General features: G+C 34.8%; 16 protein-coding genes. 6 read left to right on the top strand and 10 right to left on the bottom strand.

From position 1 onward, the window contains the following. Window positions 1-72: 72 nt before the first annotated feature. Window positions 73-1,080, top strand: a complete 1,008-nt coding sequence (locus ACP7AQ_RS06050; RefSeq protein WP_426094792.1) for an LLM class flavin-dependent oxidoreductase — start codon at window positions 73-75, stop codon at window positions 1,078-1,080. Between the two features lie 161 nt (window positions 1,081-1,241). On the opposite strand, the gene fumC is transcribed toward ACP7AQ_RS06050, so the two are convergent. Beyond that, on the bottom strand, window positions 1,242-2,639 hold the full coding sequence (gene fumC, locus ACP7AQ_RS06055; protein ID WP_426094793.1) for a class II fumarate hydratase: 1,398 nt from the start codon (window positions 2,637-2,639) through the stop codon (window positions 1,242-1,244). A 165-nt stretch (window positions 2,640-2,804) separates the two neighbouring features. Here fumC and ACP7AQ_RS06060 point away from each other — a divergent pair, with 165 nt between their 5' ends. Continuing rightward, entirely contained in the window at window positions 2,805-3,059 is a 255-nt protein-coding gene (locus tag ACP7AQ_RS06060; protein ID WP_426091505.1) for a hypothetical protein, read from the top strand. Window positions 3,060-3,183: 124 nt separating this feature from the next. Here ACP7AQ_RS06060 and ACP7AQ_RS06065 read toward each other — a convergent pair whose 3' ends face one another. Then, on the bottom strand, window positions 3,184-5,637 hold the full coding sequence (locus tag ACP7AQ_RS06065) for a TonB-dependent receptor domain-containing protein (RefSeq protein WP_426094794.1): 2,454 nt from the start codon (window positions 5,635-5,637) through the stop codon (window positions 3,184-3,186). 96 nt (window positions 5,638-5,733) lie between these two features. Beyond that, window positions 5,734-6,078, bottom strand: a complete 345-nt coding sequence (locus tag ACP7AQ_RS06070) for an arsenate reductase family protein (protein WP_426094795.1) — start codon at window positions 6,076-6,078, stop codon at window positions 5,734-5,736. A gap of 97 nt (window positions 6,079-6,175) precedes the next feature. Here ACP7AQ_RS06070 and ACP7AQ_RS06075 point away from each other — a divergent pair, with 97 nt between their 5' ends. Both ACP7AQ_RS06075 and ACP7AQ_RS06080 read left to right on the top strand, forming a co-directional pair. Continuing rightward, the gene (locus tag ACP7AQ_RS06075; RefSeq protein ID WP_426094796.1) at window positions 6,176-7,087 is read left to right on the top strand and encodes a CPBP family intramembrane glutamic endopeptidase; all 912 of its coding nucleotides are present in this window, start codon (window positions 6,176-6,178) and stop codon (window positions 7,085-7,087) included. Between the two features lie 37 nt (window positions 7,088-7,124). Further along, window positions 7,125-8,174 (top strand): AMP-binding protein, encoded by a 1,050-nt coding sequence (locus ACP7AQ_RS06080; RefSeq protein WP_426094797.1) that lies wholly within the window; start codon window positions 7,125-7,127, stop codon window positions 8,172-8,174. 493 nt (window positions 8,175-8,667) lie between these two features. Here ACP7AQ_RS06080 and ACP7AQ_RS06085 read toward each other — a convergent pair whose 3' ends face one another. From ACP7AQ_RS06085 to prfB, 6 genes are all read right to left on the bottom strand, one after another. After that, entirely contained in the window at window positions 8,668-9,300 is a 633-nt protein-coding gene (locus ACP7AQ_RS06085) for a hypothetical protein (RefSeq protein WP_426094798.1), read from the bottom strand. 149 nt (window positions 9,301-9,449) lie between these two features. Further along, window positions 9,450-11,078, bottom strand: coding sequence for an acyl-CoA carboxylase subunit beta (locus ACP7AQ_RS06090; protein ID WP_426094799.1), 1,629 nt, complete (start codon window positions 11,076-11,078; stop codon window positions 9,450-9,452). A 165-nt stretch (window positions 11,079-11,243) separates the two neighbouring features. Beyond that, window positions 11,244-12,242 (bottom strand): UDP-3-O-(3-hydroxymyristoyl)glucosamine N-acyltransferase, encoded by a 999-nt coding sequence (gene lpxD, locus ACP7AQ_RS06095; protein ID WP_426094800.1) that lies wholly within the window; start codon window positions 12,240-12,242, stop codon window positions 11,244-11,246. Between the two features lie 214 nt (window positions 12,243-12,456). Continuing rightward, the gene (locus ACP7AQ_RS06100; RefSeq protein WP_426094801.1) at window positions 12,457-13,455 is read right to left on the bottom strand and encodes an NADP-dependent oxidoreductase; all 999 of its coding nucleotides are present in this window, start codon (window positions 13,453-13,455) and stop codon (window positions 12,457-12,459) included. A gap of 113 nt (window positions 13,456-13,568) precedes the next feature. Continuing rightward, a complete protein-coding gene (locus ACP7AQ_RS06105) occupies window positions 13,569-14,951 on the bottom strand; it encodes an NAD-dependent succinate-semialdehyde dehydrogenase (protein ID WP_426094802.1) in 1,383 nt (460 codons plus the stop codon). Window positions 14,952-15,614: 663 nt separating this feature from the next. Then, window positions 15,615-16,713 (bottom strand): peptide chain release factor 2 gene (prfB, locus tag ACP7AQ_RS06110; protein WP_426094803.1). Its coding sequence is split into 2 segments (ribosomal slippage): window positions 15,615-16,649 and window positions 16,651-16,713, totalling 1,098 coding nucleotides; the frame shifts between segments, so codons are not numbered across the junction. A gap of 190 nt (window positions 16,714-16,903) precedes the next feature. Between prfB and ACP7AQ_RS06115 the strand changes: the two genes are divergently transcribed. Beyond that, on the top strand, window positions 16,904-17,926 hold the full coding sequence (locus tag ACP7AQ_RS06115) for a threonine aldolase family protein (RefSeq protein ID WP_426091452.1): 1,023 nt from the start codon (window positions 16,904-16,906) through the stop codon (window positions 17,924-17,926). A 66-nt stretch (window positions 17,927-17,992) separates the two neighbouring features. Here ACP7AQ_RS06115 and ACP7AQ_RS06120 read toward each other — a convergent pair whose 3' ends face one another. Continuing rightward, entirely contained in the window at window positions 17,993-18,313 is a 321-nt protein-coding gene (locus ACP7AQ_RS06120; RefSeq protein WP_426063978.1) for a YbaB/EbfC family nucleoid-associated protein, read from the bottom strand. Between the two features lie 70 nt (window positions 18,314-18,383). Between ACP7AQ_RS06120 and ACP7AQ_RS06125 the strand changes: the two genes are divergently transcribed. Beyond that, window positions 18,384-20,519, top strand: a complete 2,136-nt coding sequence (locus ACP7AQ_RS06125) for a S9 family peptidase (protein WP_426094804.1) — start codon at window positions 18,384-18,386, stop codon at window positions 20,517-20,519. Window positions 20,520-20,531: the final 12 nt, after the last annotated feature.

The following is a 20,531-nucleotide window of genomic DNA, read 5'->3' on the forward strand; positions in this document are numbered from 1 at the left end:
TAAATCAATTAACAGCACAGAATTTTTGGCTCGACAGGAAATGATTAATTTTGTCAAAAGTAGAAATTTATAATGAAAAAAAATATTCCGATTTCCCTATTAGAATTAGCGATAATTACCGAAAATAGTAATGCAAGTGAAACATTACAAAAAACAAAAGGACTGGCGCAACTTGCTGACAGTTTAGGATACAAACGATTTTGGTTGGCGGAACATCATAATATGGCGCATGTAGCCAGCACTGCAACGGTTGTACTGATTGGGTATATTGCCAGTCAGACCCAAAATATTCGCGTAGGTTCTGGTGGTATCATGTTACCAAATCATGCTCCGTTAATTATAGCGGAACAATTTGGAACTCTTCAAATTTTACATCCAAACCGTATTGATTTAGGATTAGGAAGAGCGCCGGGAACGGATGGATTAACCGCACAGGCGATTCGAAAAGATTTTTACGAGCAATCACAACGATTTCCTCAAAATGTGGCTGCGCTACAGAAATTTTTCTCAGAAGATAATGCTACTGCAGCAGTGCGTGCTTTTCCTGCCGAAGGGACGAAAGTTCCCATTTGGATTTTAGGTTCCAGTATGGATAGTGCTGCTTTGGCTGCTGCCAATGGATTGCCATACGCTTTTGCTGGACATTTTGCACCAAAACAAATGTACCAGGCATTTCAGTTTTACCGGGATAATTTTGTGCCTTCAAAATATTTAAACCAACCCAAAACGATGGCTTGCGTAAACGCAATAGCCGCAGATACCGATGAAGAAGCCGAAAAATTGTCGACCAGTTTAACTCAAATGTTTCTGAATTTGATTCGCAATGATAGAAGACCATTGCAACCGCCTGTTGATTCCTTAGACGGAATTATGAGCGAAGAAGAGCATTTTCATGTCAACCAAATGACTTCTTGTTCCTTTGTAGGAAGTAATGAAAAATTAGTTACCGAATTGAAACAGTTTATCGATTACACTAAAATAGATGAACTGATGATTACCAGTCCAATTTTTGATCATGATGATAAATTGAAAAGCATTAGAATCATGAAGGAAGTAATGGATGCAATTAATTCCTTATAGAATAGACGAAACGTTAAATTTTTTTGTACCATATAAGTAATACAAGTTTTTGTGAACAAAGCTAAATTATTAAATCTGCTACTGAAAGAAATTTAAACCAATAAACCCTGCAACGTTAAATTGCAGGGTTTCTTGATTTATAACCCATCATTAACAATTCATTATTTAAGGCTTCCTACCATATCTTCCGGTTTTACCCAAGCTTCAAAATCTTCTGGAGTTACGTACCCCAGACGAACAGCTTCTTCTTTCAATGTTGTTCCGTTTTTATGCGCTGTCTGAGCAATTTCAGCGGATTTGTAATATCCAATTTTAGTATTCAAAGCGGTAACTAACATCAATGAATTGTCAACCAATTCTTTGATACGTTTGTAGTTGGGTGCAATTCCTTGTGCGCAGTGTTCGTCAAAAGACATACAGGCATCACCTAATAATCTCGCTGATTGTAAGAAGTTTGCAGCCATTAATGGTTTGAAAACATTCAATTCGTAATGACCTTGCATTCCTCCAACAGAGATTGCAACATCATTCCCCATAACTTGTGCGCAAACCATCGTTAATGCTTCACATTGTGTTGGGTTTACTTTTCCTGGCATGATGGAAGATCCCGGCTCATTTTCCGGAATAAGGATTTCTCCAATTCCTGAACGTGGTCCAGAAGCTAGCATACGTACATCATTGGCAATTTTATTCAATGAAACCGCCAATTGTTTTAACGCACCGTGCGTTTCTACGATGGCATCGTGTGCTGCTAATGCTTCAAATTTGTTTTCGGCAGTTACAAATGGGTGTCCTGTAAATTCAGCGATATATTCCGCTACTTTTATATCATATCCTTCTGGAGTGTTTAATCCGGTTCCAACAGCAGTTCCCCCTAAAGCCACTTCTGATAAGTGAGCCAACGTATTTTTAACCGCTTTTAAACCGTAGTTTAATTGCGCTACATATCCGGAAATTTCCTGTCCTAATGTTAGCGGTGTAGCATCCATTAAATGCGTACGACCTATTTTAACCACATTGTTGAATTCAACTGCTTTTGCATGTAGTGTGTCTCTTAGTTTTTCAACACCGGGAATAGTAACTTCAACAACTGCTTTATAAGCTGCAATGTGCATTCCTGTCGGGAACGTATCATTTGAAGATTGTGATTTATTTACATCGTCATTCGCTTTGATGAATTGTTCGCCTTCGCCAATGTTGAATCCTTTTAATACTTGCGCACGATTTGCAACTACTTCATTTACGTTCATGTTACTTTGCGTACCGGAGCCGGTTTGCCAAATTACCAATGGAAATTCAGCATCTAATTTTCCGGCAAGAATTTCATCACAAACAGCAGCAATGGCATCACGCTTTTCTTCTGGTAAAACTCCTAAATCACAATTGGCATAAGCGGCTGCTTTTTTAAGATAAGCAAAACCTTCAATGATTTCTTTTGGCATCGAAGCCGATGGACCTATTTTGAAGTTGTTTCTTGAACGTTCTGTTTGTGCGCCCCAATATTTGTCAGCTGGAACCTGCACTTCACCCATGGTGTCTTTTTCTATTCTGAATTTCATTTTGTTGTTATTTAGGAATATTTATGTCGTATACTACTTTTTAGCCCCGATGGAAATGGAAATCCTTTTCTTTTTTTCTTTAAAAAAGAAAAGATTGGAGTGAACAGCGGGAAACAGCTCCAAATTCTGAGTTCAAAAATACGGATAATTCCTTTTTTATAAAAATTGATTGATAGTTTTTATGGTTTTTTATTGGTGCGAAAAGGAAATAAACTTACATTTGTGGCTACATTCAAAATTCCGGAAAACATGTTTGAATTTTCACAGTACTTAGGCTTTTTACTTTTCTTAACCATTCTTACTATAGGATTTTGGTTGATGTTTTTTCTAGTTGGTTTCGTATCCTACTGGGTAGGTGGAGCTAGTTGGGAAGCATACAAGGAGAAAAGAGCAAAAAAGAAGCAAGAACAATCAGTTTAATCTTTTTGTTAAATAAAAAAAGGACTCATTTATGGGCCCTTTTTTTTATGCTTATACTTTTCAATCTTATTAGCTCTAATGATTTATAAAAAAAAGGACCCATTTTCATAAGTCCTTAATTTTGTTATCCTTGATAATCACCTTCGTTATCTCCTTGATTTCGCTTAGGTTGTTCTCTTTCGTTTTTAGGTTTATTGAAACGGTATGTGAATGATAAATTAAATTGTCTTTCTCGCCACTGCATTTCGCTGTACGAATTTACAATTCCTGGAAGATTACTTTCCATCATTCTTTTTCGGGAGTTGAATACATCACTCACGTTGAATGAAAGTGTTCCTTTATCCTTCAAGATGTCTTTGCTGAACGCTATATTTGCTGCAAAAATACCTAAGCTTCTTCCTTGGGCATTATTTTGCGGACCGTTATAACTTGCATTAGTCTGCCAATCAATTTTGTATGGCAACGTGATTTTTGAAGTCAGTCTTGTAGACCATGAAGTTGCTACGTTATCAAAATTCTGTACAATTTCATTATTTTTAAAGTCAGTATAAGTAAAATCACCTTGCGTTTCGTTTCTGAAGAAATTGAAATTACTGTTTAATTTCCACCATTTATATGGAGAATAATTTAATGTGAATTCAAATCCAGTTCTGTATTCCGTAGCCAAATTGATCGGAGAACTAATAAGTATGGGAGTTCCATTTACGAAATCACCTGATTCTCTTCTTGCGAATTGAAAAACATCTGTAGTTTTATTTAAATAAAGCGAAGTATTAAAGGTTAATTTCTCCCATCTTTTGATGTAACCGAAATCAATTGCGTCTGAAAATGCAGGATCTAAATCTGGATTTCCAACAAAAATATTTATGTTACTTGACAAATTACTGAACGGATTCAACATTCTTCCTCTTGGTCTTTGAATTCTTCGGCTATAGCTTACAGAAGCGCTGCTTTTATCGGAGATTTCATAAGTGAAGAAAGCACTTGGAAAAAAGTTATTGTATTTTTTAGTATTAAAATCATTAGTTGCTAATTGATTGATTTCAATATTGGAATCTTCAAAACGCAATCCGAAAAGGGCAGAAAATTTATTAATTTTCACACCATACTGTGTGTAAATTGCATTAACTTTCTCTTTGTATTCTAATGTATTGGTGAAGTTGTTATTGGTTACTCCATCATTTTTAACGCTGTAATCCGTAAGTAATTCAGAGAAATCACCACGGTATCCTGCTTCAAACTGGCTTCCTTTACCTACAGGTAGCACATAATCCATTTGAAGTAAATTTCTGCTTTGGCTTTGATTGTTGATTGTCGTATCAAATTTTACCACACTTGTATTTGTGGCCGTATCCGTAATTAATGCATTATTAATGTCATCATTTGTAGAGAACGAACCATCAAATGTTAATTTATGACCATCTTTTTTAAATTTTTTAGTAAAGTTTGTAGTAAATTCTACATTCTCACTATCACTATTTTCTAAATTGATACGATTGCGGGTGTAATCATAATTAAATCCTGCGTCATAATTATTCTGAAAAACATTGTCGACATTATTTCCATCACTTTTTCTGTAGTTAAAGGTGTTGGTCCAAGAGAGGCTTTCGCTTAAATACAATTCCATCCCAAAGTTTCCATTGTATCCTTTATTGTCTCTTTCGTTCTCTCTCGTTTCATTTACATAATTTCGAGTTGAATTGTCCGCATTTAAATATCTTGAATCGGTAAATGCATTTCCAGGATTGCTACGATCATTGTATCCTTGCGTAGTAAAAAGATTAAAGTTTTTTGATTTGTAGTTTAATGTACCACTCAAACCATAATTTTTAGGATATCCGGTAGTGGCAATAAATGTTCCGTTTAAACCTTGATTTTTTCCTTTTTTCAGGATGATGTTCAATAAACCTCCACCACCTTCAGCATCATATCGTGCCGATGGGTTGGTAATCACTTCTACTTTTTCAATCGCATCTGCCGGAATCAATCGAAGTGCTTCCGCGATATTAATTGCATTCGAGGGTTTACCGTCAATAAGAACGCGTACATTTTCATTTCCACGAAGACTAATATTTCCTTCTACATCTACAGAAACAGAAGGAATGTTGTCCAAAACATCACTTACAGTTCCGCCTTTTACCATAAGGTCATTTCCTACGTTGTACACTTTTTTATCTAATTTAATTTCAACCGTTGTTTTTTCAGAACGAATGATAACTTCATTCAATTGATTGGGATTTTCTTCTAAACTAATCAAACCTAAACTACTGTTAGACTGTAGGGTTTTCTGTTTTATTTCAAATAATTTAAAAGATATAAATTCAATTTTTATGTCATAAACTCCCGGTTTTACCTCAATATCAAATTCTCCATTTGGATTTGTAATTCCACCAGCAACAGGTTTTTGATTATTAGGTTCTAAAAAAGTAATTGTAGCATATTCCAGGGGTTGTTTACTTATTTTTTCTACTACTTTTCCTGAAATTTTAATTTTTGGAACAACAGCTGCCTGTTGGGCATAACTCAATAGAGTCATGAAAAAGAGAACAAGAATTAATGCGGATTTTATTTTTTTCATTTTTAAAAAAACTTTAGTTACCAACGTTAGATTGCAAAAGTAACGTTTGGTTTAATAGTTAAAATCATAAAATAATGTTAATTAAAAACAGTTGTTTTATGAAATGAAAGATTTTATTTTTTCTAAATCTCGGCCAATGATTGCCTTGTTTTCTATTCTAACAATCGGTCTTTCAATTAGAATTGGATTAGCAATCATGACCTGAATAATTTGTTCATTATTCATTTTTTGGTCTTTAAAATTGTCTGTCCAGATTTTTTCTTTTTGGCGCACCAATTCAATCGGTTTCATATTCAATTTTTTAATAATAGTAGATAGTTCTTCAAAAGAAGGCGGGTTTGTCAAATAATTGATGACTTCAAACTCTTTTTCTGATTGTTCTAAAAGTGCGAGACAATTTCTGGATTTTCCGCAGCGTGAATTATGGTATATTTGTATCATGTAATTTGTTTTCAATGGTTGTAAATGCGTTATATCAGTTGTAACAAAAATATATATTTGTAAATCTAATCAGTTGTAAAATTAAATTAAAAAACACATGTTTATAGAACAAGGTTTAAAATCAGAGAATACGTTTTGGAAATATATTGGCGGTTCAATATTAATCTTTTTTGCTTCTTTGATTGGGCAGATTCCATTTCTTGTCATTTTAATTTATGAAACAGTATTAAACGGAAAACTGTATCCTACCAGTAATGAATCAATTATGCGTTTTTTTGAACCGAATCTGAACTTGTTTTTGATGCTGATTTCGTTTGTGTTTATTATGATCGGCATCATTTTGGTGATCCGACACCTGCACCATCAAACGGTACTTTCCGTAACTACTTCAAGAGCAAAAGTTGACTGGAACCGAATTGTATTTTCATTTTTGATTTGGGCTGCATTTACAATTGTATCCACTTTATTTTTCTATTATTTTAGTCCAAATGACTTTGTAATCAATTTCAAACCTATTCCATTTGCTATCTTGGCACTAATCGGAATAGTTCTTATTCCGATACAAACCAGTTCCGAAGAATTTATTTTTAGAGGCTATTTGATGCAGGGATTTGCAAATCTTGCTAAAAACAAATGGTTTCCATTACTAATGACTTCGCTGATTTTTGGTGGAATGCACTGGTTTAATCCGGAAGTTGTAAAAATTGGCCCTGTAATTTTGGTTTATTATATTGGCACCGGATTATTTTTGGGAATTATTACCCTTATGGATGAAGGAATGGAGTTAGCGCTGGGATTTCATGCTGCTAATAATTTGGTTGGTGCTTTATTGGTCACTTCGGATTGGTCTGCTTTTCAAACGCATTCTATTTTCAAAGATATTTCAGATCCTTCAGCAGGATTAGATGTTATTTTTCCTGTTGTCATAATTTTCCCGATACTTTTATTTATCTTTAGTAAAAAATACAATTGGAGCAACTGGAAAGAAAAATTGACTGGTAAAATTTAGTTGATTTAAGCTTTAAAAAATAAAAAAAAGACTACTCATGACCACTACAATAACATATCAGAACGTTCATAATCTTTTTAAATTGAACGGTTTTCATTTAGATCGAAATGATTTATGCCGAGTAGCGTACAGTTTTATTAAAGAAGGAGATGAGCATGAAAAGTCTGTGGGCGATTTTATACTTGATTGGTTTGACAATAAATCCTATGTGGAATTCAACACATCAGGAACGACAGGAGCGCCTAAATTAATCCGAATAGAAAAACAGGCGATGGTTGATTCAGCGATTGCTACGGGTGATTTTTTTGATTTACATCCCGGTGATAAAGCACTGCATTGTTTGCCGACTAAATTCATAGCAGGGAAAATGATGTTTGTAAGGAGTTTTATACTTGGTCTTGATGTAGATTTTGTGGCACCAAGTTCACATCCTTTGATGCTAAATGATACCAAATATGATTTTGCAGCCATGGTTCCTTTGCAAGCGCAAAACTCTTTACCGCAGTTAAATAACATAAAAAAGATTATTATTGGAGGCGCGAAAATGAATACTGCTCTCGAAAAAGGCCTGTCCAAATTAAAAACTACAGTTTATGAAACTTATGGTATGACTGAAACCATTACTCATATTGCTGCCAAGAAAATAGGAGAACAGGCTTTCTCAGTTTTACCCAATATAAAAATTGCCATTGATGATCGAAACTGCTTAGTAATTGATGCTCCAAAAATTTCAGAAAAATCTATTGTAACGAATGATTTGGTCGAAATAGTTGGCGAAAACCAGTTTGTTTTTATAGGGAGAATAGATAATGTAATCAATAGCGGCGGGGTTAAATTAATTCCGGAGAAAATAGAACAAAAGTTATCCCATAAAATTAATTCGAGATTTTTTGTAACTGGGATTCAAGATTCTGATTTGGGCGAAAAATTAGTTTTGATAATTGAAGGTGAAAATCAAACATTAGAAGATACTATTTTTGATGATTTGGATAAATATGAAAAACCAAAAGAAGTATTTTATGTAGCAAAATTTACTGAAACCGAAAATGGCAAGGTGAAAAGAAAAGAAGTACTGGAAAGTATGTAATTCAATCCATCTGGTGCAATTAATAAAAATTGTGATTGATCGTAAATACAAAATCAGCTAAATGGGAACTTAAAAAAAGAGTTGGATGCCCAATTCTCGGGTCAACATAGCTAAGGTTTTCTCCAATAAAGTGAAACATCGTGAAGAAATAAAAAAAATATTTGTTTCTATTTGTTCTAAAATAAGAAACTACAACAGCGACCAAATGAAATAAATTAACCCGTTAGGTGTTATTATACTTAAGTTTTAGGAATTACAAATTGTATTGTTAGTATGTAGTGATTTTTTCATTTAGAGGGACGAGAAATCTCATGTCGTGAATTGATAATGTAATTCCTCTTCTGTCGCAATGATAACATTGCGACCTTACATTATTTTTAAACCATTGTACAACAAGGCAATGAATCATTAATTCTTATAGGTATCAAATTTAAAAATTACCTTATTTATAAAAGCCTTTTTTTGAATTTCATACTCTTTTGTTTATTAAAAATTAGTTTAAAAATCGATAATTTACTTTAAAGCCAAGACTATTTTCGGCATGGCCAAGAGCTAAAAATTGTGTTAAATTCATCGAAAATCCTAACTTATTTTTATTAGGGCTAATGTTAAAATAGCGACCCACATACAATCCAGAACATACACCAAATTGTTGATCATTGGCGTATTCTGATACAAAACCCATTCCTATTTTACTGTTTTCATCTGATAAAACATAACCAACGCCTGTTTCAGCACCCCAAAACCAATGCGAATTCATATTGAATTGAATGTTCGGTCTAAGGCTAAAAAGGCTGAAATTATTGTGGCTGGCTCTTTCTTGCGTCGTACTTTCAGGAGTAAGAGGTCGAGTGTTTTTGCGGATGAATCGGTAGTCATAATCAAATCGGATTCCTACTTCTAATTTCCTTGAAATTATTTTCCCAACTCTTCCATTTAAACCAATTGCCAGTCTGTGTGTCCGATACATTTCGATATGAACCGGTAACGAAGTATTGATTCCCGATTCAAAATAAATAGGTTTTTTTTCTTTTTTTGTGCTATTACTATCTAATTTATTTTGTGCCAATGTAGACTGACCTGACAATATCAATATACTAAATAGTAAAACAAAAATCTTTTTCATTTCTTATTCAATTTTAAACTATTAAAATGAATTAGGTTAAGATTTGTTAGTGTTATATAGTCAATGAGGCTGTTTTACTGCTCCAAAGAAGCAGCAACAAAACAGTCCTAAATATACAAAATAATTATTTAAGCAATTGATAATCAGTGTTAAACCTGAATAATACCAAGGTTGAATTTTTTCTCAATCGGGGAGTGATTGGCCGCTTCGATTCCCATTGAAATCCAAGTTCTGGTATCTAAAGGATCGATAATGGCATCTGTCCACAATCGGGATGCAGCATAATACGGTGAAACTTGTTCATCATATCTAGCTTTTATTTTATCGAACAATTCTTTTTCTTTATCTTCATCCACTATTTCTCCTTTTGCTTTAAGCGAAGAAGCTTCAATCTGTGCCAATACTTTAGCAGCCTGTGTTCCGCCCATAACAGCTAATTCTGCACTTGGCCATGCAAAAATTAATCTGGGATCATACGCTTTTCCACACATGGCATAATTTCCGGCTCCGTATGAATTCCCTACGATAACAGTAAATTTTGGAACAACTGAATTAGATACAGCGTTTACCATTTTGGCACCGTCTTTTATAATTCCTCCATGTTCGGATTTAGATCCAACCATAAATCCGGTAACATCCTGAACGAATACTAATGGGATTTTTTTCTGGTTGCAATTGGCTATGAAACGCGTGGCTTTATCAGCACTATCGGAGTAAATTACGCCTCCAAATTGCATTTCGCCATTTTTAGTTTTCACTACTTTTCGTTGATTGGCAACAATTCCTACTGCCCAACCGTCAATTCTGGCATAACCGGTAATAATGGTTTGACCGTAACCTTCTTTATACGCTTCAAACTCGGAATTATCCACTAAACGATTGATGATTTCCATCATATCGTATTGTTCATTTCTGGCTTTTGGCAAAATACCATAGATTTCCTTTTCATCAAGCGCTGGTTTTTCCGCTTTAATTCGGCTGTATCCGGCTTTATCAAAATCACCTATTTTGTCAACTATGTTTTTTATTTTGTCTAATGCGTCTTTGTCATCTTTAGCTTTGTAATCTATAACACCTGAAATTTCACAATGTGTTGTTGCTCCGCCCAAAGTTTCGTTATCAATGCTTTCGCCAATGGCCGCTTTAACCAAATAGCTTCCTGCCAAAAATATACTTCCCGTTTTATCCACTATCATTGCTTCATCGCTCATAATTGGCAGGTAGGCACCACCTGCAACACAACTTCCCATAACGGCAGCAATTTGGGTAATTCCCATGCTGCTCATTTGAGCATTGTTTCTGAAAATGCGTCCAAAATGTTCTTTGTCCGGGAAAATCTCATCTTGTAAAGGCAAATAAACTCCGGCACTATCTACCAAGTAGATTATTGGAAGACGATTCTCCATTGCGATTTCCTGTGCGCGTAAATTTTTCTTAGCCGTTATCGGAAACCAAGCTCCTGCTTTTACAGTGGCATCATTAGCCACTACAATACATTGTTTTCCTCGGATGTATCCTATTTTTACAACAACGCCACCTGATGGGCAGCCACCGTGTTCGGCATACATTCCTTCACCAACAAATGCCCCAATTTCAATACTTTTCGCTTTTGGATCCAATAAATAATCGATTCGTTCGCGTGCGGTCATTTTGCCTTCGCCATGTAATTTTTGAATGCGTTTTTCGCCGCCGCCTAATTTAACTACGCTTAATTTTTGACGCAATGCGGAAAGTAAAAGTTTATTGTGGTCTTCGTTTTTGTTGAAGTTCAAATCCATGATGAAATAATATTAAAAAAGTTTGCGTCAAAAATACAAAATCCAACGAAATAAATTTTATTAATTTAAATCGTATATAATGATAATTGAATATATTTTTACTAATAAAACCAAAAAACAGAAATAAACTCCTGTTTTTTACGAATTTAATAAAAAAGAGAAAGTTTATTTTTTGGATTCTTTTACAAGTCTTTTCAAAATTGCCCATTGTTTCAATGCATCTCGAGCCTCTACAGCCGGATAACCCAACATGGTTTTTCCGGCAGGGATATCTCCTGTTACACCGGAACCGGCACCTACAATAGCACCATCACCTATAGTGGTATGGTCTTTTATGGAAGCGCTTCCGCCAATAATAACGCCGTTTCCTAATGTTACTGAACCGGCAAGTCCACTATTTCCGGCCATTATACAAAATTTACCTAATTTGCTGTTATGACCTATTTGGACCAAATTATCAATTTTGCAACCGTCACCCAAAACAGTAGAACTGAATTTTCCTCTATCAATACAGGTATTGGCACCGATTTCGACATTATTGCCTATAATTACGTTTCCAATTTGCGGAATTTTTACCAAACCTCTCTGTGGATCCGGACGAAAACCAAAACCATCTGCGCCAATAGTTGCATTGGGATGTATAATGCAGTCGTTTCCTATTTGACAACGTTCTCTAATAACTGATCCTGACCAAATCACAGTGTTTTTTCCTATCGTTGATTCATCTAAAATGGTTACATTAGGATAAATAGTAGAATAATCACCAATAATGACTTTAGGACCTATGTAGCATCCTGCACCAATTCGGGCACCATTACAAATAGTTGCAGTTTCGTCTATTGTTGCGGTTGGATGAATATCGACTCTAAATAGTGGAGTTGGAGGTGCAAAAAGATCTAATATTTGAGACATTGCTAAATCAGCATTTTTTACTTTTATAAAAGCCCTTTCTTTTCCGGGTTGTATGGCAATATCCTCGTTGACAACTGCGACACAGGCTTTTGATGCTGACCAAAATTTTTCGTATTTTTTATTTCCAATAAATGAAATTTCAGATTCATTAGCGGCCTCAAGTTGTTCAGGTGCAATGATACGTTGAAAAGTATTCCCGACTATTTCTCCCTGTAGTATCTCATTTATTTCTTGAATGGTGTAGGATTTCATTACGTAGATATAGGATTTTGTTATTAAATATTTTTCAAATAAAAGAATTTAGGGTTGAAATTCCTAATCCTATCAATTTCTTTAACACTCAGAATATGTACGACTACCGTTGCAGTTAAATTTCATTTTATTAAATGGTTGTAATTAATTTTACAGCAAAAAACCGATACTTAATTAAAAGTATCGGCTAATTTTTATTTATTTGATTCGAATTTTATGCTTTAACAATCATTTTTCCTTTGTTTTCTCCTTTAAATAAACCAAGTAAGGCAGCCGGTAATTGATCAAAACCATCTACTATTGTTTCTGTGAATTTTAATTTTCCTTCATTTACCCATTTTGATAAATGAGCAATTCCTTCTGGGAAGTCTTTTTGAAAATTACTAATGATAAAACCCTGCATTAATACACTTCGGGTTAATAGCAACGGTTGAATTCGGGGCCCCATAGGAATTTCAGCACTATTGTATAAAGAAATTTGCCCACACAGCACAATTCTAGCGTGAAAATTCAGGTTTTGGATTACCGCATCAGAAATGCTTCCGCCCACATTGTCAAAATAGACGTCAACTCCATTTGGGCATAAATTAGCTATTGCGGAGTTTATATCGGTGGTTATTTTATAGTTGATGACATCGTCATAACCAAATTTTTCTTTTAACATTGTTGCTTTTTCATCAGAACCAGCAATTCCGATTACACGGGCTCCATGGATTTTTGCAATTTGGCCAACTACAATTCCAACGGCCCCTGCTGCTCCTGAAACTACAACAGTTTCACCTGCTTTTGGTTTACCAATGTGTAGGAGACCAAAATAAGCGGTTAATCCGGTCATTCCCAATATTCCTAAATAATACGTCAAGGATTCGACTGTTGATTCAATTTTTTGCAGATTTTTATCCGAAGCAATCATTTTTTCGCTCCAAGGCAAACCTCCCAGTACAACATCTCCCGTTTTAAAAAGATCAGATTTTGATTCCAATACAGTTGCTAGAACTCCTCCCTCTATGGCTTTGTTTAATTCAAATTGAGGTACATAAGACTTTCCTTCATTCATTCGTCCACGCATGTAAGGATCTACGGAGTAATACATTCCTTGCAACAGTAATTCGCCCTGTTCCAGTGCATCTAATTCTATATTTTCAAATCTAAAATCATTCAATATTGGACTTCCATTAGGTCTCGCTGCAAGCACGATTTGTTTAGTTGTCATAATTGTCTTTTTTAACAGTAAGCATTTTATATATTTATAAAAGCCAAAGCCTATCTATTCTACTAATTTAAAATTAGTAATATAATAATTAGGCTTTGGATAATCAATAATTTCTAGAACGGATCAGATAATCCAATTACACGAATTAATTTTTTATTTACAAATTCATGAATTCCAATTTCTGAAAGTTCTCTACCATAACCTGAACCTTTGGTTCCGCCAAAAGGCAGATCGGTTTGTGTCCAAGTTGGGTGATTGATAAATATCATTCCAGAATCAATTTGATCTGCAACTCGTTTTCCACGTTCAATATCTTGTGTGAATATGGAACCTCCCAAACCAAAATCAGAATCATTTGCCAATATAATTGCTTCCGCTTCGTCTTTTACTCTGTAAAAAGAGGAAACTGGACCAAATAATTCCTCGTGATAAGCAGGAATTTCTGGGTTTAAATCAGATAAAATAGTAGGCTCCATATATGCTCCCGGTCCATTTACCCGTTTGCCTCCTAACAAAACAGTGGCTCCGGCTGCAACGGATCTTTCTACTTGATCTAACAAGTGTAATAAAGCTTCTTCACTACTTAAAGGGCCTAATTCTGTGGCTGGATCCATTGGATCACCCACTTTTAATTGTGCTAATTTAGCGGTATATTTTTCGATAAATTCATCGGCAATAGCCTCAACAGCAATAATTCTTTTAGAGGCAATACAGCTTTGTCCATTGTTGTTCATTCTACCTACGACGGCCCATTCAACTGTTTTATCTATATCGGCATCTTCTAAAACAATAAAGGCATCATTACCTCCTAATTCTAACACTGATTTTTTAAGGTTTTTTCCCGCTTCTGCAGCTAAACTCGCACCAGCGGCTTCACTGCCGGTAAGCGAAACTCCTTTAATTCGTTTGTCAGAAACTAGGGTTGAGACTTTTTTTCCTGATAATAACAAATTGGTATATAATCCAACTGGCGCTTTAGCCTCTTTAAATAAATCCTCAATTGCAACGGCACATTGAGGAACCATGGAAGCATGTTTTAGTAAGATGGTGTTTCCAACCATAATATTTGGCGCAATGAAACGCGCCACTTGATAAAAAGGAAAATTCCAAGGTTGCACTCCTAGTAAAACTCCAATTGGGCTTGATCTAATAAAGGCTTCACCTAATTCAGGTTCTAACTTTTTATCGGCTAAAAATGTTTCGCCATTTTTAGCGTAATATTCTAAAATATTGGCACTTAATTCTACTTCACCTACAGCCTGGGAAAATATTTTTCCCATTTCAAGGGTAATTAATGTGGCTAGGGCTGTTTTTTTCTCTCGCATTAGTGATGCGACTTTGTTTAAAACAGCTGCTCTCTCGGGATAAGATGTTTTTTTCCATTCATGAAAAGTAAGATCGGACTGTTCAAGAGATTGTTCTACTTGTTTATCTGTCATTTCTTCAAATGATTTCACTACTTTATTGGTTGCGGGATTAATTGTTTGTATTGACATAATTTTATGTTTAAAAAAGATTACTAATTTGGAATCAGCCAAAATAAATTTAGTATGCAAAACACATTATTTTAGCGTATGTAATGTTCAGTAATTAATTAAGTGAATTTTGAAAAAGTATATTTTTATTTTTTGAAAAGTAAATTTGTTTTAATTTTTGTTAACTAATTATTGAATAACAAAGATAAAAAGATGACAAAGAATGGGACTTACACAATTTCCACATTAACTTTTTTTTATGTTTAAATTTAACCCGTTGGGCGTAATTCAATTTGTTTAATTTTTTAATCACGCAGAAACACAGATTTTAAAATTATGTATGGCGTTGAATTTTTTAGAGAAAACCATAGCTACGTGAATCCAAGAATTAGGCTAACCCACTTTTTTTTCTGTGTTTCTATGTGGTTCAATTTTTTATGTAAGATTAATTGAAATTTTTATTTATTACACGCAACGGGTTAAAGTTAGTATAATCAGGACACTTTTTTAAACAGTTTTTTTGCTCGTCTAATTAATTATACTTAGTGATGAATATTGCAAACTTTTGCTTTTTATTTAAATCTTTAAAGACAATTCGGACGCTATAAAAAAACAAATCCTACCGGTTTTGAAGCTAGTAGGATTTGTTTTTATTTATGTTTAAAGGGAAATACTCAATGCAAATTATTCCTCTGCTTTTTGTCCCATCATCATCAAATAGGCTTTCAGGAATTCATCAATTTCTCCATTCATAACGCCGTCAACGTTACTGGTTTCGTAACCGGTACGAACATCTTTGACTAACTTGTAGGGTTGCATCACGTAATTCCTGATTTGGGATCCCCATTCTATTTTCATTTTTCCGGCTTCAATATCAGCGCGTTGTGCCTGTTTCTTTTTTAACTCAATTTCATATAATTGAGAGCGTAACATTTGCATGGCGCGTTGTCTGTTATCTTGTTGTGAACGCGTTTCGGAACATTGAATTTGAATTCCGGTTGGCTTGTGAAACAATTGCACTTTAGTTTCCACCTTATTAACATTTTGTCCACCTGCACCACTGGATCTCGAAGTGGTTATCTCGATATCAGCAGGATTAATCTCAATTTCGATGCTATCATCTACTAACGGATACACATAAACGGATGCAAATGAAGTATGACGTTTAGCATTACTATCAAATGGAGAAATACGCACCAATCGATGAACGCCGTTTTCTCCTTTTAGATATCCAAAAGAATAATCGCCTTCAAATTCGAGTGTTACGGTTTTTATACCTGCTGCTTCTCCTTTCTGAAAATTCAGTTCTTTTATTTTAAAGCCGTATTTTTCGCCCCACATCATGTACATTCTCATCAGCATCTCTGCCCAATCACAACTTTCTGTTCCTCCTGCGCCGGCGGTTATTTGTACTACAGCACTCAAAGTATCACCTTCATCAGAAAGCATATTCTTGAATTCGATGGCTTCAATATGAGCTTGAGTAGCGATATAATGTTCGTCTAATTCTTCTCCGGTAAGTTCACCTTCTTTGTAAAAATCGTAAGCGAGTTGCAATTCATCGGTCATTTCGACCGCTTTATTGTAATCTTCAATCCACTTTTTCTTGTTTCGAAGGTTTTTTACAATTTGTTCCGCTTCTTTTGTATTGTTCCAAAAATCAGGCGCAAAAGTTTTTTCTTCTTCATTTGAAATCTCAATTAATTTGGCATCAACGTCAAAGATACCTCCTCAACGCACCAAGGCGCTCTACAATACCTTTAATTTGTTCGGTAGTTGTCATAAAATTATATTAATTTGATAGATCTGTTTTCAATATTTATCAAAAATTCCGTTCTGTACTACAATTAGTTTAGTTTTAACGGAACTAGTTGGAATTAACAAACGGTATTGTGTAAATTTGTGGCACAAAAGTAAAAAAAATTTACGCAGGGACAAGTCGTGACTTCTCCTTATCAACAATAAAAAATAATATGGAAATAAATTTAGTTAGCGATACGATCACAAAACCTTCACGCGAAATGTTGGTACACATGCTAAATGCTGAGGTAGGAGATGATGTTTACAAACAAGATCCTACCGTTATTGAACTTGAAGCCAAAGTTGCTGAAATGTTTGGAATGGAAGCAGGACTTTTTTTTCCTTCGGGGACGATGGCGAACCAAACGGCAATAAAATTGCATACACAGCCTGGAGAACAATTGATTGCCGACAAATATGCGCACGTCTATCATTATGAAGGTGGTGGTGTTTCGTTCAACAGCGGTGTTTCTTGTTGCTTATTAGACGGAAATCGAGGTATGATAACTGCAGAACAAGTGGCGGGAGCTATCAATGATCCAGAATTTTACCACAGTCCGTTAACAAGTTTAGTTTGTGTCGAAAACACAACTAATAAAGGCGGTGGCGCTTGTTATGAACTAGAAGATTTAAAAGCAATAAAGGCGGTTTGTGATGCCAATAATTTAAAATTTCACCTTGATGGTGCCCGAATCTGGAATGCTTTGATAGCCAAAAATCAAGACCCAAAAGCATTTGGTAAATTATTCGACACTATTTCTGTTTGTTTGTCAAAAGGTTTGGGAGCACCAATTGGTTCCGTATTGTTGGGTGATAAAGCGACGATTCACAGAGCGTTACGCATCCGAAAGATTTTAGGTGGCGGAATGCGTCAGGTAGGCTATTTGGCGGCAGCGGGAATATACGCTTTAGATAATAATGTAGAGCGCCTTGCTGAAGATCACCGAAGAGCGAAAGAAATTGGAGAAGTTTTGAAAAAGGTAAGTTGGGTTGCATCAGTTGAACCGGTGGAAACTAATATTTTGATTTTCTCGTTGGTTCCAAATTGTATCGAAAAGAATTTAATTGAATTGTTGAAACAAAAAAATATTTTAATTAGTTCCATGGGTCATGGAAAACTGAGAATCGTTACACATCTTGATTATAAGGAAGTTATGCATACGTATGTTTTGGAAACGCTGCAAAAACTGGTTTAAAAAAAGTTATAAGTTATGAATTATGAGTTTCTCAAATTGTCAAAACTCATAATTCATAACTCATAATTACTTGAACAAATTATCCATACCCGGAATCATTGGCATATCCATTTTTGCAACAGCATCAAGTTCTGCCTCATTGGTTTTAGTCGCTTTTTCAATCGCTTTATTCATTACTAAGATCATGTAATCCTCTAACTGTTCTTTATCTTCTAACAATGAGTCGTCAATAGTGATTGATTTTATAGTTCTGTTCGCTGTCAGCGTTATTTTCAATAAGCCATCAGTACTTTGTTCGTCAATAAGAACCGTATCCAAGCGTTTTTTTGTGTCTTCTATTTTTTGTTGGGTTTCTTTTAGTTTTCCCATCATTCCCATTAAATCCATGTTTTAATTTTTTAAATTAATTTGATTTACAAAATTACTATATTGCATAGTCATAATCAATAAAATATTCATGAAAAATAAACTCATCCTAAGTTGTCTTTGTGTTATTTTTGCACCATCAATTACTAAAATTAAAGCACAACAAATGTTAAAAAATATTTCTACTCCAGTAGCTAAAATAATTCCAAAAACTTTAGAAAAACACAACGAAAAACGTGTTGACAATTATTTCTGGCTGAACGATAGAGAAAATCCGGATGTCATTGATTATTTGAATCAAGAAAATACCTATTATGACGCCATGACTGCGGATACGAAGGGTTTTCAAAAAGAATTATACAAAGAGATGAAAGCCCGCATCAAGGAAGACGACCAATCAGTTCCTTATTTGTACAATGGCTATTATTACATTACCCGTTTTGAAACTGGAAAAGATTATCCTATCTACTCCAGAAAAAAAGGAAGTCTTGCCGCAAATGAGGAAATTTTATTCAATTGTAATGACTTGGCCAAAGGACAAACCTACTTTCAATTGGGAGGTTTAAGTGTGAGTCCGGATAATAAATTTGCGAGTTTTGGAATTGATACCGTAGGAAGACGTATTTACACGATACAGATCAAAAACTTGGAAACAGGAGAAATTTTTTCGGATAAGATTGAAAATGCTACCGGAAGTTCCGTTTGGGCAAATGATAATAAAACGATTTTTTACACCCGACAAGACAAAGTAACGTTGCGCTCTGATAAAGTGTTCAAACATAAGTTAGCGACAGATTCAGCTGCTGATGTATTGGTTTTTAATGAAAAAGACGATACGTTTAACGTTTCTGTGGGAAAGGAAAAATCAAAAAAATACATTGTTATAGGTTCCGGAAGTACATTAACAACCGAGTACAGAATTTTAAATTCAGATGATCCGGATGGAGAATTTGTGGTTTTTCAACCAAGAGTTCGCGGATTGGAATATAGTATATCTCATTTTGGAGATTCTTTTTATATCTTGACCAATAAGGATAAAGCGACTAACTTTAAGTTGATGAAAACTCCTGAAAACAGTACTGCAAAAGAAAATTGGAAAGATGTAATTTCGCACCGAACAGACGTTTTATTAGAAGATATTGAAATTTTCAGGAACTATTTGGTTGTCGAGGAACGTTCCAATGGTTTGAATCACATTCGCATCATGCCCTGGAGTGGGGAAGGGGAGTATTATTTGCCTTTTGGCAGTGAAACCTATAATGCATACACGACTACAAATGTTGATTTTGACACTGATATTTTGCGTTACAGCTATCAATCATTGGCTACACCATCTTCGATTATGGATTTTAATATGAAAACCAAAGAGAAAGAAACCAAGAAAGAGCAACAGGTTCTTGGCGGAAAATTTGATAAAAATAATTACATCGAAGAACGTGTTTGGGCCACTGCAACAGATGGAACCAAAGTGCCAATTTCAATGGTGTACAAAAAAGGATTAAAAAAAGACGGAAATAATCCTGTCTTGCTTTATGCGTATGGCTCCTACGGAGTTACGATGGACACGTACTTTTCATCAACACGTCTGTCTATTTTGGACCGTGGTTTTGTTTTTGCAATAGCACACATTCGCGGTGGCGAAGATTTAGGAAGACAATGGTATGAAGACGGAAAATTATTGAAAAAGAAAAATACATTCACTGATTTTATTGATTGTTCCAAGTTTTTAATTCAGGAAAAGTTTACTTCACCAAAGCATTTATATGCCGAAGGCGGTTCAGCAGGGGGTTTGTTGATGGGAGCAGTAGTCAATATGGCTCCGGAATTGTACAACGGAGTGATTGCTCAAGTGCCTTTTGTGGATGTAATAACCACGATGCTTGATGACACTATTCCGCTTACAACTGGAGAATATGATGAGTGGGGAAATCCGAACGAGAAAAAATCATATGATTACATGTTATCGTATTCGCCTTATGATAACGTAAAAGCTCAAAAGTATCCTAATATGTTTGTTTCCACCGGACTTCACGACTCGCAAGTACAGTATTGGGAACCTGCAAAGTGGGTTGCTAAACTACGAACTCTAAAAACAAATGATACTGTTTTGTACCTAAATACTAACATGGATGCGGGTCACGGTGGTGCTTCCGGTCGATTTGAAGCCCTAAAGGAATTAGCAAAGGAATATAGTTTTTTATTAGATTTAGAAGGAATTAAAAACTAATTAGATTTTTTT

Source organism: Flavobacterium sp. DSR2-3-3 (genome assembly GCF_049896585.1).
Classification (GTDB): Bacteria; Bacteroidota; Bacteroidia; order Flavobacteriales; family Flavobacteriaceae; genus Flavobacterium.

Bases quoted from the DNA above. Each gene is read 5' to 3' on its own strand.
- ACP7AQ_RS06050 (WP_426094792.1), top strand. From the start codon at position 73: ATGAAAAAAAATATTCCGATTTCCCTATTAGAATTAGCGATAATTACC.
- fumC (WP_426094793.1), bottom strand. From the start codon at position 2,639: ATGAAATTCAGAATAGAAAAAGACACCATGGGTGAAGTGCAGGTTCCA.
- ACP7AQ_RS06065 (WP_426094794.1), bottom strand. From the start codon at position 5,637: ATGAAAAAAATAAAATCCGCATTAATTCTTGTTCTCTTTTTCATGACT.
- ACP7AQ_RS06070 (WP_426094795.1), bottom strand. From the start codon at position 6,078: ATGATACAAATATACCATAATTCACGCTGCGGAAAATCCAGAAATTGT.
- ACP7AQ_RS06075 (WP_426094796.1), top strand. From the start codon at position 6,176: ATGTTTATAGAACAAGGTTTAAAATCAGAGAATACGTTTTGGAAATAT.
- ACP7AQ_RS06080 (WP_426094797.1), top strand. From the start codon at position 7,125: ATGACCACTACAATAACATATCAGAACGTTCATAATCTTTTTAAATTG.
- ACP7AQ_RS06085 (WP_426094798.1), bottom strand. From the start codon at position 9,300: ATGAAAAAGATTTTTGTTTTACTATTTAGTATATTGATATTGTCAGGT.
- ACP7AQ_RS06090 (WP_426094799.1), bottom strand. From the start codon at position 11,078: ATGGATTTGAACTTCAACAAAAACGAAGACCACAATAAACTTTTACTT.
- lpxD (WP_426094800.1), bottom strand. From the start codon at position 12,242: ATGAAATCCTACACCATTCAAGAAATAAATGAGATACTACAGGGAGAA.
- ACP7AQ_RS06100 (WP_426094801.1), bottom strand. From the start codon at position 13,455: ATGACAACTAAACAAATCGTGCTTGCAGCGAGACCTAATGGAAGTCCA.
- ACP7AQ_RS06105 (WP_426094802.1), bottom strand. From the start codon at position 14,951: ATGTCAATACAAACAATTAATCCCGCAACCAATAAAGTAGTGAAATCA.
- ACP7AQ_RS06115 (WP_426091452.1), top strand. From the start codon at position 16,904: ATGGAAATAAATTTAGTTAGCGATACGATCACAAAACCTTCACGCGAA.
- ACP7AQ_RS06120 (WP_426063978.1), bottom strand. From the start codon at position 18,313: ATGGATTTAATGGGAATGATGGGAAAACTAAAAGAAACCCAACAAAAA.
- ACP7AQ_RS06125 (WP_426094804.1), top strand. From the start codon at position 18,384: ATGAAAAATAAACTCATCCTAAGTTGTCTTTGTGTTATTTTTGCACCA.